This window comes from Streptomyces sp. NPDC059371 (assembly GCF_042751995.1).
In the GTDB taxonomy this organism is placed as follows: Bacteria; Actinomycetota; Actinomycetes; order Streptomycetales; family Streptomycetaceae; genus Streptomyces.
Genome location: NZ_JBHYXD010000029.1, coordinates 59,340 through 72,493 on the forward strand (window position 1 = coordinate 59,340; position 13,154 = coordinate 72,493).

The window sequence follows — 13,154 nt, forward strand, 5'->3', positions numbered from 1 at the left end:
AATGCTCTGCCTTGTTGCAATGGACTGGGGTTAACGCTCCGCGTCGGCAGCCGGTGCCCGCGCCGCCCCGGACCACGGCGCCCCGCCGGCCGCGGAAGGCCCCCGAAGCGGGAACCCCCACGGCGCGAGCGGGGTGCCGACGGGGCGTCAGCCGGACGTCGGACCGCAGAACTCGGCGTTCAGGATGGGGATGATCCCCGACGCGTCCCAGTCGCCGTTGTAGTTGAAGGTCAGCTGATGGCGGCCGTCCTCGGTGAAGGCGGCCAGCGTCAGCGACCCCACCACACCCCCGTCGTGGTACCAGATGTCCCCGCAGCCCAGCGTGAGCTTCTCGACACCCAGCCCGTACGACGTGATCGGCAGGTCGGGATTGACGACCGTCGTCTTCAGCTCCTTGAGCTGCTGCGCCGGCAGCAGCCTGCCGCCCAGCAGGGCCCGGTAGAACAGGTTCAGGTCGTGGGCGCTGGAGATGATGTCGCCGTCGCCCCAGTTCTGGGAGCCGTTCAGCTCGGTGACGTCGTCGATCCGGTCCGGCTGGGTGTCGTAGAACAACTTGGAGTAGCCGCGGCTGCTCGGCCGGGGCAGCTCACTGCTCGTGCCGGGGTTGGACGTCGACCTCAGCTCCAGGGGATTGATGATGCGCCGGCGCACCTCGTCCTCGTACGGCCTGCCCGCCACCTTCTGGACGATCAGCGCCGCCAGCAGGTCGTTGGTGTGGGAGAACGCGTGCCGGGCGCCGGGCTGGAACAACGGCGCGTGGGAGAAGGCCACCCGCAGGCGCTGCTGGGCCGTCAGGGTGTCGTAGCGGTGCGCCAGGAAGCTGTCGCCCATGGTGTACGTCTGGTAGTACGGCACGTCGGCGAGGTAGTCGAACAGGCCGCTGGTGTGGTTCAGCAACTGGCGGACGGTGATCGCGCCGCCGTCGTTGCCGTTGCCGCCGACCACGCCGGGCAGATAGCGCTCCACCGGGTCGTCGAGGCTGAGCTTCCTCTCCGCCTCCATCTGGAGCAGGACCGTCGCCACGAACGTGTCGGTGATGCTGCCGGTGCGGAACCGGTCGCTCTTGCCGCGCGGCGCGCCCGTCGCCCGGTTGCCGACGCCCACCGCGCTCTTCCAGACGCCGGCGGCGTCCCGCGCCTCGGCGCTCACGCCGGGGACACCGGCCGCGACGGCCGCCTCGATCGCCGCCTGCGTGTTCTGGTGTCCGGCCGCCCCCGCGGCCGTGTCACCCGATGCCTGGGCGGGACCCGTGAAGACGGTGGCCGTCAGCGCCACCGCCGCCAGACCGACCACGCCGGCTCTTGGCCTGTTCCGCATCGTCATCGTCTCTTCCCCGTCTCTTCGTCGTGTCCGCACGTTGGCTGGATCCGTACAGGTGCGGTTCGTGGCGGCACCGTAGGTCACCTGGCTCGCGGGCAACTCGTGCGGCGACGCCGCGGCCGAAAAGGCGCAGGTACGGCGCCCCCCGGCCGTTCGCCGCCCCGCCCGCGAGAGGCCGGAATTGGTCGTTCTACCGGCGGGGGAGGGGAGCCGGGATGTGTGCCGGGCGTGGCCCGTCATCGCTGCGGCGGTCACCGGTCACCGGTCACCGGTCACCGGTCACCGGCGCCCTGTCCGGTCGCGGCCGTACGCCGTCCGCACGGTTGCGGCCGTACGCCGTCCGCGCGGACGGGGGCAACGCGGGCGTGCGGACGGGGCAGTGCGGGCGTGCGGACGGGAACAGTGCGTGTGCGGGCCGGGGTCAGCGCGGGCGTGTGCGGCAGGAGGTCAGCGCGGGGGAGGGGCGAAGGACCGTGCCCGGGCCGCGTCCAGCGCCGCGGCCGCGTCCCGTGCCATCTGCCGCAGCAGGGGAGCGGGATCATCCTGGAAGTAGAAGTGACCGCCCTCGAAGACCCGCAGGCCCAGGAAGTGCTCGGCGTGCTCCGCCCAGCCGGCCATCCGCCGCGGTGAGGCGGAGCGGTCCTCGGCGCCCGCGTAGGCGGACAGCGCCACGGGCAGGGGAGGGGCGCCGGGAGCGGGACGCCAGTTGTCCACCAGACGCAGGTCGGCCCGGATGACCGGGTCGAACAGGGCCCACAGGCCGGGGTCGTCGAAGACGGCGCCGGGGGTGCCGCCGAGCAGCTTCAGCCGCGTGCGCAGCGCGGCGTCGTCCAGTTCGTGCAACCCGGCACGCTGCCCCGCCGGTTGAGGCGCGGGGCGTGCGGAGACACCGACCCACACCGGCGGGGGCAGGCCCCGCTCCACGGCCCGCCGGGTGATCTCGTACGCCACGAGGGCGCCCATGCTGTGCCCGAACAGGGCGTAGGGGACCTCCGGTTTTGGCGCGATGCCGCGCAGCAGGAAGTCGGCCAGACGGCCGGCGTCGTCGATCTGCGGCACATCGAGGAGGAGTCCGTGGCCCGGGGCGTCGAGCGGCCGCACGTCCCAGGTGTCCGGCAGCCCGGCCGCCCAGTGGCGGTAGAGCACATGGGAGCCGCCCGCGTGGTGCAGGACGAACAGGCGCAGGGCGCATCGGGTGCTGTCCATCGCTCCCCCTCGGATCGGGCCGCACGACTTCGCACCATAAGACGCGGCCGGGCCGGAAGGACGCGGCACCGCAGGGACTCCGCCGCTGGTCAGGCGGTCCTCGAGCGGGCCTCAGGTGTGCCCGGCGGCCCGCGGGCGCGGCATCGTGGCACAGGAAACCGGCCCGGTACAGAGGATCACCGCGGGGCGCAGGTGCGGGCGCCCGCCAGGGGGCCGGCGGGGCCGGCTCCCTTGTAGCGCCGACGGCGCGCTCCCTACGGTTTCGAGGCATCGCCGGGGCCGCCACCGGCGCCGGCTGTCCTGTCGACCGGACAGCGCGGGTGTCCCGTCGACCGGACGGGGGCACCGGCCGGCGGACCCGCGCCCGGTGCCCCGCGCACCCGGCCGGGCGAATGCGCGAATCCCGAGTCCCCCTGACCGACAAGGACGGTGCCCAGTTGAGCACGAACCCCTTCGATGACGCGGACGGCCGCTTCTACGTGGTCGTCAACGACGAGGAGCAGCACTCCCTGTGGCCGGTGTTCGCCGAGGTGCCCGCGGGCTGGCGGGTGGTCTTCGGTGAGGCGGCCAAGGCCGAGTGCCTGGAGTACGTCGAGCAGAACTGGACCGACCTGCGGCCCAAGAGCCTGCAGGAGGCCATGGCGGCCAACTGAACGCCGCCCCTCCCGCGGCCCCGGCCGGGACGACATCGTCGTCCGCCCGGCCGGTCCGCGCCCAGGAAGACACTTCGAGTGGGGAGTTGAAGGCTGTGACGGGGGCTGTGAGAACCACGGGCAGGCCCGGACCGGGGCCCGTGGACGCCGGCCGTGCGCCGGCGCAGGGCGACGTGGTCCTGTCCTTCGTGGGATCGCAGGCCACGGTGCAGAAATCGGGGATGGTCCTGCCTCCCAACCTGCCGGAGCGGTCCTGGGAGCGGATCGGCGCCAACCTGCGCGAGCTGGTGAACTCCTCCGCGTGGTGGCTCGCCGACTGGCTGCTCTACGGTGAGGCCACCTACGGGTGGCGGCGCTACAAGGAGGCGATCGAGCGCACCGGGCTCGACTACCAGACCCTGCGCAACTACGCGTGGGTGGCCCGCCGTTTCGAGCACCACCGCAGGCGCGACAGCCTCAGCTTCGCCCACCACGCCGAGGTCACCCGCCTCTCGCCGCCGGAGCAGGACTACTGGCTGCGCCGGGCCGAACAGCAGAAGTGGTCGCGCAACGAACTGCGCAGGGCGGTCCGCGCCGGCCTGGCCGCGCAGAGCGACGAGGCCGGCACCCGCCCGGACACCGGCACCGGGAAGCGGGAAGTGCCCCGGCCCGCCGAGCCCGCCGCCACCGAACAGCGGCCCGCCGCCACCGAACAGCGGCAGGCCGCCACCGAACAGCGGCAGGCCGCCACCGAACGGCGGCAGGCCACCACGCTCACCATCGAGCTGTCCGCCGACCAGTTGGAGCACTACTCCCGGGCGGCCGCCGCGCACGGCCTGCCCGTCGGCCAGTGGGTCACCCGGATGCTCGACACCACCGACCGGCAGACCACCGACCGGCACACCCCCGACCGGCACACCCCCGATACGCACACCGCCGACCGCCTCACCCCGGGCCGGCCCGCCACCGGCCGGTGCACCGCCTGAACCGGCAGCGCCCACCGGCACACCGCACCACCCACCGGCGCACCACCCGCAGGCGCACCACCCACCGGCGCACCGCCCGGACGCGTACCGCGTGGTGGGCGGCGGCCCGTCCCACCGGACACCCCTCATATCGGAGTCAGTTGATGATCCTTCAGGGAAAGCGGGTCGCCCTGCCCTCGGCGCCCGTCGTCCACCAGCAGTTCGAGGCGCACGCGCAGGCCACCCCCGACGCCGTCGCCGTCGTCTGGGCCGGCCGGCAGGTCACGTACGCCGAACTGGACGCGAGGGCCAACCGGTTCGCGCACCTCCTCGCCGCGCGCGGACACGGCCGGGGCGCGAAGGTGGGCCTCTGCCTCGACTACTCCATCGACCTGCTCGTCGCCATCCTCGGCACCCTGAAGGCGGGCGCGGCCTATGTGCCCTTCGACCCGGCCTACCCGGCCGCCAGGCTCCAGCTCCTGCTGGGCCAGGTCCCCGATCTCGCCCTGATCGTGGCCTCCCCGGCCACGGCCGCCATGGTCGGGACGGCGGCCGTCGACATCGTCGACCTCGACGAACTCGGCGAGCACCTGGCGAGCCTGCCGGCCACCTCGCCCGGCATCACCGTCACCGGCGACGACCTCTGCTACGCCGTCTTCACCTCCGGCTCGACCGGCACACCGAAACTGACCGCGGTGCGCCACGAGGGCTGGTTCAACCTGATGAACTGGCTCAGGCTCGAGTACGGCCTGCACAGCGGCTCGAACAACCTCGTCGTCAGCGCGTTCGGCTTCGACCTGTCCCAACGCGCCCTGATGACACCGCTGTTCTGCGGCGCCACCCAGCACCTGCTGGCCAGCCGCAACTTCGACGCCATGCTGGCCTACCGCATCCTGCGCGAGCACGACATCCGCGTCGTGCACTGCGCCTCCAGCACCCTGTACGTGCTGATCGACTGGGAGAGGGCCCGCGGCGGCGACGCGCTCACCCGCCTGGACTACGTGCTCTTCGGCGGGGAGGCACTCAAGCCCGAGCGGCTCACCGACTGGATGCGCCGCGAGGGCAACACCTGCACCCTGCTGCACCAGTACGGCGTGGCCGAGTGCACCGACGTGGCCACGTCGTTCGACCTCGCCGGATACCGGGCCGGCGAGCACGACATCGCCCCGGTGGGCCGGCCGGCGTACAACACCGACATCCACCTCCTCGACGAGCAGCTGCGCGCTGTCGGGGCGGGACAGGACGGCGAGATCTGCATCGCCGGGGCCGGTGTCGGCGCCGGCTACCTGGGCGCCTCCGGCCCCGAGAACACCAAGTTCACGACCATCGAGGTCGACGGCCGACCGGTGCGCCTGTACCGCACGGGCGACCGGGGCCGGGTGACCGGGGCCGGTGACCTCGTCGTCGCCGGGCGGATGGACGCCCAGGTGAAGGTGCGCGGCATGCGCATCGACCCCACCGACATCGAGCGCGCGCTCGGCAGGCTGGCCGAGGTGCGGGAGGCCGCCGTGGCGGTCACCCACACCGACGCCGGCGAGGCCGAGCTGACCGCGTTCGTGGTACCGGAGGCGGGCGCTCTCGCCGAGGACGCCGTGCGCGCCCGCCTCCTTCGAACACTGCCGCGCAACATGGTCCCGGCCCGCTTCGTCGGCGTACCGGCCATCCCTTTGAGCCCGCACGGGAAGGTCGACCGCGCGGCGCTGGTCGACACCCTCAAGAACCGAGGACTGTGATGACTGCCGACAGCGTGCGCGCCATCTGGTGCCGTGAACTCAAGCGCGAGGACATCGCGGCCGACGACGACTTCTTCGCCCTCGGCGGCCAGTCCGTGATCATGGTCCGGATCCAGGGCGCCTTCCTGGAGGAACTGGGCGCCGAGGTCCCCATGGACCAGATGTTCCTCCACCCGACGGTGACGTCGATCTCCGCGTACATCGAATCCCTGACGCCGCACCGATAGCGCGCCGGACCCCACCGGGACCTCCCGGCCCGCGGGCCGCGACGCGTGCAAAAAAACTACCTGGTTAGAGAGGCGCGCCATGTACGACGTGATTGTCATCGGTGCCCGTTGCGCGGGTTCGCCGACGGCCATGCTCTTCGCCCGGCAGGGCTACCGTGTCCTGCTCCTGGAGAAGGCGCGGTTCCCGCAGGACACGCTGTCCTCGCACTACATCCACATGCAGGGCATGGGGCTGCTGAACCGGTGGGGGCTGCTCGACAAGCTCCGCGACGCGGGCTGCCGGCCCATCACCCGCCAGAGCTACCAGGGCCCCGGGGTGCGCATCGAGGGCTTCTCCCTGCCGGTCGACGGCCTGCGCCACACCTACGCGCCCCGGCGCTACGTCCTTGACCCGCTGCTCGCCGAGGGGGCCGTCGAGGCCGGCGTGGACTTTAGGGAGGGCTGCGCGGTCAAGGACCTGGTGTGGCAGGACGACCGGGTCGCCGGCGTGCGCTACACGACACCCGAGGGCACCGAGACCACCGAGCGGGCACGCCTGGTCGTCGGCGCGGACGGCATGCGCTCGCTGGTGGCCCGCAAGACCGGCGCGCGAAACGTCATCGAGCACCCGCGGGTGAGCTGCACCTACTACAGCTACTGGGCGGGTGTCCCCTCACACTTCGAACTGTACGAGCGGCCCGGCCGCTGGATCGGCGTCATCCCCACCAACGACGACCTGACCCTGCTGATGACCTACTTCCCGCAGGACCTCTACAACGAGGTCCGCAAGGGAGTGGAGCCCTTCTACCTCGACTCCTTCCGCACCACCGCACCCGAGCTGTACGAGCGGATGCGGGCCGGCGAGCGCGTCGAGCAGATCTACGGCACGGGCCACCAGGAGAACTACTTCCGCAAGGCCTACGGACCCGGCTGGGTGCTGGTCGGCGACGCGGTCAACCACAAGGACTCCATCACCGCCCGCGGCATCACCGAGGCCTTCGCCCAGGCCCAGTCCCTCACCGACCACGTCGGCGGCCAGCTCCACGACGACGCCGCGCTGCGCACCGCGCTCAAGCGCTACGAGAACGACCTGAGCGGCGAGGCCCTCAGCCACTACCAGGGCGCCCTGAACGTGGCCGAGCTCAAGCCCGAGGGCCGCGTGGAGATGCTGCGGCAACTGGTCGGCCACCAGGAGCACATCGACCGCTACTTCTCGACCCTGTCGGGGGCGTGCTCCATCGACGACTTCTACAACGACGAACTGCTGGACCTGCTCGACCTGAGCTGAGGTACGGCTCCCTCCCGGTTCCGCCGATATGGAGAAACACAATGATCCCGTTGTCGTTCGCGCAGCGCCGGCTGTGGTTCGTGGACCAGTTCGAAGGCCCTTCGCCGACCTACAACGGCGCTTTCGCCCTGCGGCTGACCGGTGACCTGGACGTCGGCGCGCTCCAGGCCGCCCTCGCGGACGTCGTCGAGCGGCACGAGGTCCTGCGCACCGTGATAGTCGAGGGCGACGACGGCGTCCCGCACCAGCGGGTGCTGGCCTCGGGGGACAAGCCCGTCGACCTGGCCGTCGTCGACATCACGGAGCAGGAACGGGCGGCGGCCGTCGCCGAGGTGGCCACCGCCACCTTCGACCTGGCCGCCGACGTGCCGATCCGGGCCCGGCTGCTGCGCTGCGCACCCGGCGAGCACACCCTCGTCGTCGTCGCGCACCACATCGCCGTGGACGGGGAGTCCTTCGGGCCGCTGTTCCGCGATCTCACCACGGCCTACGCCGCCCGCGCGAAGGGCCGCGCCCCCGCGTGGGAGCCGCTCGCGGTGCAGTACGCGGACTACACGCTGTGGCAGCGCGAGCTGCTCGGCGACGAGTCCGACCCGGACAGCGTCTCGGCCCGCCAACTCGCCTACTGGGGCGGGGCGCTGGCCGACCTGCCGCAGCCGCTGGCGCTGCCGGCGGACCGCCCGCGCCCGCGGGTGATGAGCCCCGCCGGCGACCGGATCCCCTTCTACGTCGACCCCGACCTGCTGGGCGCGGTGGAGAAGCTGGCCACCGCGGCGGACACCACGGTCTCGATGGTCATGCACGCGGCGCTGGCGGTGCTCCTGCACCACCTCGGCTGTGGCGACGACCTGTCCATCGGCGCACCGATCACGGACCGCACCGACGAGGAACTGCGCGACCTCGTCGGCTTCTTCGTCAACACCTGGGTGCTGCGCGTCGACCTCTCCAGCAACCCGACCTTCGGCGAACTGCTGGACCAGGTCCGCGACCGCTCGCTGGCCGCCTACGACAACCAGGACATGCCCTTCGAGCGGCTGGTGGAACTCCTCAACCCCGACCGCTCCACCGCCTACAACCCCTTCTTCCAGGTCATGCTCTCCTGGCAGCCGCCCGTGCCGCCGCTCGAGCTTCCCGGCCTGGGCGTGCAGGTCGAGCGGCTGGAGACCGACACGGCCAAGTTCGACCTGTTCTTCGACCTGCTCCCGGACGGCTCGGGCGGCGCCCAGTGCCGGCTGGAGTACGCCACCAGCCTCTTCGACCAGGACACCGCCGAGGCCATCGCGCAGCGCTTCGTCCGCGTACTGGGCCGGCTCGTGGCCGAGCCCGCCCGCGCGATCGGCACCGTCGACGTCCTCGACGCCGCCGAACGCGAACTGCTGCTCGGCCGGCCGGCCGCCGCGGCCGCCGCGGCGCCGGGGGAGACGATCCCGCACCTGTTCGAGAGCCAGGCGGCCCGCACCCCCGACGCCCCCGCGCTCGCCTGCCAGGGACGGACGCTGACCTACCGGGAGCTGGACGAGCGGGCGAACGCCGTCGCCCACGAGCTCATCCGCCGCGGCGCGGGCCCCGAGGACCTGGTGGTCCTCGCGCTGCCGCGCACCGAGGACCTGGTGATCGGCCTGCTGGGGATCCTCAAGTCCGGTGCGGGCTATGTGCCGTTGGACCCGCAGTACGCCCAGGGGCGGGCCCACAGCGTGCTCACCCAGGCGGCCCCGCGCTTCGCGGTCACCGACACCGCGACCTGGCGGGAAATCCCCGCCAACGACATCACGGCCGTCGTCCGCCTCGACGAGCGCGCCGACTGGGAGCCGGCCGCCGGCACCCCCGACGACGCGGTGCGCCGCGCGCCGCTCACCCCGGACAACCTCGCGTACGTGATGTACACCTCCGGCTCCACCGGCAAGCCCAAGGGCGCCGCCCTCACCCACCGGGGCGTCGTCGACGGCGTACGCGAACTCATCGACGTCCTGGACGCGCCGCCCGGATGGCGGATGCTGGCCGGCACCTCGATCAACTTCGACGTCTCCGTCTTCGAGCTGCTGACCACCCTGAGCACCGGCGGCACCGCCGAGATCGTCGCGAACACGCTGGCGCTCGCGGAACGGGAGAACTGGGACGGGCACATCGTCAGCGGCGTCCCCTCGGTGCTGGGCGAACTCGCCGGCCACCTCGGCAAGGCGCCCGACGTGCACACCGTCGTCCTCGCCGGCGACGTGCTCCCGGGCCGCCTGGTGCGCCAGGTGCGCGAGGCCCTGCCCGCCGCCCAGATCGTCAACTCCTACGGCCAGAGCGAGAGTTTCTACGCCACCGCCTTCGCCCTCGACCCCGACCAGGAGTGGCCGGACGGCGACGTCGCCCCCATCGGCACCCCGCTGGGCAACATGCGCGCCTACGTCCTCGGTCCCGGCCTCGCCCCGGTGCCCCGGGGCGTCATCGGCGAGCTGTACGTCGCCGGGACCTGCCTGGGCCGCGGCTACCACGGCCGGGCGGCCCTGACCGCCGAACGCTACATCGCCGACCCCTACGGGCCGGCCGGCGAGCGGATGTACCGCACCGGCGACCTGGCCCGCCACAACGCCCGCGGGCAGCTCGAATGCGTGGGCCGCGGCGACGGCCAGGTCAAGGTGCGCGGTTTCCGCATCGAGACCGCCGAGGTCGAGGCGGCGATCACCCAGCACCCCGGGATCAGCGAGGCGGTGGTGATCAGCCGGGAGGTGCCCGCGGGCGGCAAACGGCTCGTCGCCTACGTCGTGCACACCGGCGAAGGCGCCGTCGGCGACGACGGCGCCGGCGGCATCGGCGACGTGGACGTCCTCGCCGGAGCCTCCTCCGCCGAACTGCGCAAGTTCACCGCCGCGCGGCTGCCCGACTACATGGTGCCCGCCGCCTTCGTGGCCCTGGGCCGCCTCCCGCTCGGCGCGACCGGCAAACTGGACCGCTCGGCCCTGCCCGAACCGGAGTTCCTCGGCGAGGCCTACCGCGAACCGCGCACCGAGGCCGAGACGGTCATCACCGCCGCCTACGCGGACGTCCTGGGCGTGGAACGCGTCGGCGCCGACGACGACTTCTTCGCCATCGGCGGCGACAGCCTGCGCTCCATCCAGGTGGTCGCCCGCACCCGCGCCCGCGGCCTGGAGCTGTCCACGCGCGAGATCTTCGAATGCCGCACCGCCGCCCGCCTCGCCGAGGTGGCCTCCGCCCGCCCGGCCCGCACCCCCGTGCTCCAGGAGGACGAGAGCGGCGGGGTGGGCCCGATGCCGCTGCAACCGGTGGCCCGGCAGGTGTTCGAACACGGCGGCGGCACCGGGCGGTTCGCCATGTCGATGGTCCTCGAACTGCCCCACGGCATCACCGCGGACCACCTCACCGCCACCCTGGACGCCGTCCTGGACCGGCACGACCTGCTGCGCGCCCACCTGGTCCCCGGCGACGAGCCGGCCCTCGTGGCGCGTCCGGCGGGCAGCGTGCGGGCCGCGGACGTGATCCGCCGCGTCGACTGCGAGGGCCACTGGCAGGAGCCGTCCGCGCTGGCGGCGGCCGAGGCGGAACTGAACGACGCCCTGGGCCGCCTCGACCTCGAGGCCGGGACCATGACGGACTTCGTCTGGTTCGCCGCCCCCTCGGGCGAGGGCAGGCTGCTGGTGGTACTGCACCACCTGGTGGTCGACGGCGTCTCCTGGCGCATCCTCATGGCCGACCTCGCCGAGGCCTGGCAGCAGGTCCGCACCGGCACCGCACCCGAACTGCCCCCGGTCACCACCTCCGCCCGCCGCTGGGCGGCCGCCCTGGCCGACGAGGCACTCAGCGAGCGGCGCGAAGCCGAACTCCCGTACTGGCGCGACCTCCTCGAATCACCCAACCCCCCGCTGGGCGCGCGGGCGTTCGACCCCGCCCTCGACGTGTGGTCCACCATCGACACGGTGCGGGTACAGCTTCCCGCCGACGTCACCGACGCCGTGCTGACCACGCTCCCCGCCGCGTTCAAGGGCACCGGCACCGACGTGCTGCTCGCCGCCCTCGCCCTGGCCGTCGACCACTGGCGCCCCGCGGACGCCCCCACCCTGGTCCGCCTGGAGGGGCACGGCCGCGAGGAGGACGCCGTCCCCGGCGCCGACCTCTCCCGTACCGTCGGCTGGTTCACCACCATGTACCCCGCCCGCGTCGACGTCAGGACGGTGGACCTGGACGGCGTGCTGGCCGGCGGCCCCGCCGCCGCGCAGGCCATCAAGCTGGTCAAGGAGCAACTGCGCGAGGTCCCCGACAAGGGCCTGGGCTACGGGCTGCTGCGCCACCTCAACCCCGAGACCGCCGAACAGCTCGCCGGCCTCGCGGTGCCGCAGATCGGGTTCAACTACCTCGGCCGGATCTCCGGGACGGACGTGCCCGAGCACCTGCGCGACCACGGATGGGGGCCCGCGTCCTGGTCCGCCGAGCTGATCGCCGAGCCCGACCCGGACCTGCCCGCGCTGTCCGCCCTCGAGGTCAACTCCGTCGCCACGGACACCGCAGAGGGCACCCGCCTGCAGGCCGCGTTCATGTTCCCCACCGGGGTCCTCTCCCGCGAGCGGGCCACCGAGCTGGCCGAACTGTGGGTGAAGGTGCTGCACGCCATGGCCGCCTACGCCGCGAGCGGCCATGGCGGCGGGCTCACCCCCTCCGACGCCCCGCTGGTCACGGTCGGCCAGGGCGACATCGAGACGTGGGAGCAGCGTTACGGCCCGCTGACACAGGTGTGGCCGCAGGCCCCGGGACAGTCCGGCATCCAGTTCCAGGCGGCGCTCGCCGACGGCGCCTTCGACGTCTACCACATGCAGTTCGTGCTGCACCTGTCCGGGCACGTCGACCCCGACCGCATGCGGGCCGCCGGACAGGCACTGCTCGAGCGCCACCCCAACCTGCGCTCCGCGTTCCTGGCCACCGCCGACGGCGAGCCGGTGCAGGTCGTCGCCGAGCACGTCCCCCTGCCCTGGCGGCACCTGGACCTGACCGGCCGGAGCGAGGCCGAGCAGAACGCGGCGCTGGACGCGGCCCTGGCCGCCGACCGCGCCGACCAGCTCGACCCCACCCGGCCGCCACTGCTGCGCCTGGCCCAGCTCACCTGCGGGCCCGAGCAGGCCAAGGTCGTCCTCACCGCGCACCACACCCTGTTCGACGGCTGGTCCTCACCCATGGTGATCACCGACCTGGTCCGGCTCTACGCCGGCACCAGCCCGCTGGCCCCGGCCCGCTCCTACGGCGACTACCTGGCCTGGCTGACCCGGCAGGACAAGGAGGCCTCCGCCGCCCGCTGGAAGGCCGAGCTCGACGGATTCGACGAGCCGACCCTGGTGGCCGCGGGCCTCACCTCCCGGGGAGAGGCCTCCTCCCTGGGACGGGTCGAGGTGCCGCTGTCCATCGACAAGGGCCGCGAACTGGCCCGGCGCGCCGCACAGCTCGGCGTCACCCTGAACACGCTGCTGCAAGGCGCGTGGGCGGTGCTGATCTCGAAGCTGACCGGGCAACACGACGTGGTGTTCGGCGCCGCCGTCAACGGCCGCCCCGCCGATGTGAGCGGCAGCGACGAGATGGTCGGCCTGTTCATCAACTCCCTGCCCACCAGGGCCCGGTGCCGGCCCGCGACCAGCCTGGGCGAGGTCATCACCGATCTGCAGAACCGGCAGGTCACCCTGCTCGACCACCACTACTACGGCCTGGCCGACATCCAGCGCGGCACCGGCCTGCCCGCCCTGTTCGACACGATCGTGGTGTTCGAGAACTACCCCGTCGACCGCGAGGGCATCGTCGAGGCGAACACCTCCGCGGGC

At 72.9% G+C, this 13,154-nt stretch carries 8 protein-coding genes; 6 read left to right on the forward strand and 2 right to left on the reverse strand.

Annotated elements, in window-relative coordinates:
• Nucleotides 1-147: 147 nt before the first annotated feature.
• Together ACFXGX_RS18855 and ACFXGX_RS18860 are read right to left on the reverse strand one after the other, a co-directional pair.
• Entirely contained in the window at nucleotides 148-1,323 is a 1,176-nt protein-coding gene (locus tag ACFXGX_RS18855) for a serine hydrolase domain-containing protein (RefSeq protein ID WP_384792101.1), read from the reverse strand.
• Between the two features lie 444 nt (nucleotides 1,324-1,767).
• Complete coding sequence (locus tag ACFXGX_RS18860) at nucleotides 1,768-2,526, reverse strand: thioesterase II family protein (protein WP_384792104.1); 759 nt, start codon at nucleotides 2,524-2,526, stop codon at nucleotides 1,768-1,770.
• A gap of 437 nt (nucleotides 2,527-2,963) precedes the next feature.
• Between ACFXGX_RS18860 and ACFXGX_RS18865 the strand changes: the two genes are divergently transcribed.
• The 6 genes from ACFXGX_RS18865 to ACFXGX_RS18890 all read left to right on the forward strand — a co-directional run.
• Nucleotides 2,964-3,179 carry an MbtH family protein gene (locus ACFXGX_RS18865; protein ID WP_384792107.1) on the forward strand — a complete coding sequence of 72 codons (216 nt, stop codon included), beginning with the start codon at nucleotides 2,964-2,966 and terminating at the stop codon, nucleotides 3,177-3,179.
• A 140-nt stretch (nucleotides 3,180-3,319) separates the two neighbouring features.
• The gene (locus ACFXGX_RS18870) at nucleotides 3,320-4,144 is read left to right on the forward strand and encodes an LmbU family transcriptional regulator (protein WP_384792110.1); all 825 of its coding nucleotides are present in this window, start codon (nucleotides 3,320-3,322) and stop codon (nucleotides 4,142-4,144) included.
• Nucleotides 4,145-4,287: 143 nt separating this feature from the next.
• A complete protein-coding gene (locus ACFXGX_RS18875; RefSeq protein WP_384792113.1) occupies nucleotides 4,288-5,856 on the forward strand; it encodes an amino acid adenylation domain-containing protein in 1,569 nt (522 codons plus the stop codon).
• On the forward strand, nucleotides 5,856-6,083 hold the full coding sequence (locus ACFXGX_RS18880; RefSeq protein WP_384792116.1) for a phosphopantetheine-binding protein: 228 nt from the start codon (nucleotides 5,856-5,858) through the stop codon (nucleotides 6,081-6,083). The genes ACFXGX_RS18875 and ACFXGX_RS18880 overlap by 1 nt, the downstream gene beginning before the upstream one ends.
• Nucleotides 6,084-6,162: 79 nt before the next feature.
• Nucleotides 6,163-7,350, forward strand: coding sequence for an NAD(P)/FAD-dependent oxidoreductase (locus tag ACFXGX_RS18885; protein ID WP_384792119.1), 1,188 nt, complete (start codon nucleotides 6,163-6,165; stop codon nucleotides 7,348-7,350).
• 41 nt (nucleotides 7,351-7,391) lie between these two features.
• Nucleotides 7,392-13,154, forward strand: a 5,763-nt coding sequence (locus tag ACFXGX_RS18890; RefSeq protein ID WP_384792122.1) for an amino acid adenylation domain-containing protein, incomplete at its 3' end; no start/stop codon positions are given.

What these genes read in the sequence shown, in the direction of transcription:
- ACFXGX_RS18855 (WP_384792101.1), bottom strand. Translation starts at nt 1,323, where the DNA reads ATGACGATGCGGAACAGGCCAAGAGCCGGCGTGGTCGGTCTGGCGGCG.
- ACFXGX_RS18860 (WP_384792104.1), bottom strand. Translation starts at nt 2,526, where the DNA reads ATGGACAGCACCCGATGCGCCCTGCGCCTGTTCGTCCTGCACCACGCG.
- ACFXGX_RS18875 (WP_384792113.1), top strand. Translation starts at nt 4,288, where the DNA reads ATGATCCTTCAGGGAAAGCGGGTCGCCCTGCCCTCGGCGCCCGTCGTC.
- ACFXGX_RS18880 (WP_384792116.1), top strand. Translation starts at nt 5,856, where the DNA reads ATGACTGCCGACAGCGTGCGCGCCATCTGGTGCCGTGAACTCAAGCGC.
- ACFXGX_RS18885 (WP_384792119.1), top strand. Translation starts at nt 6,163, where the DNA reads ATGTACGACGTGATTGTCATCGGTGCCCGTTGCGCGGGTTCGCCGACG.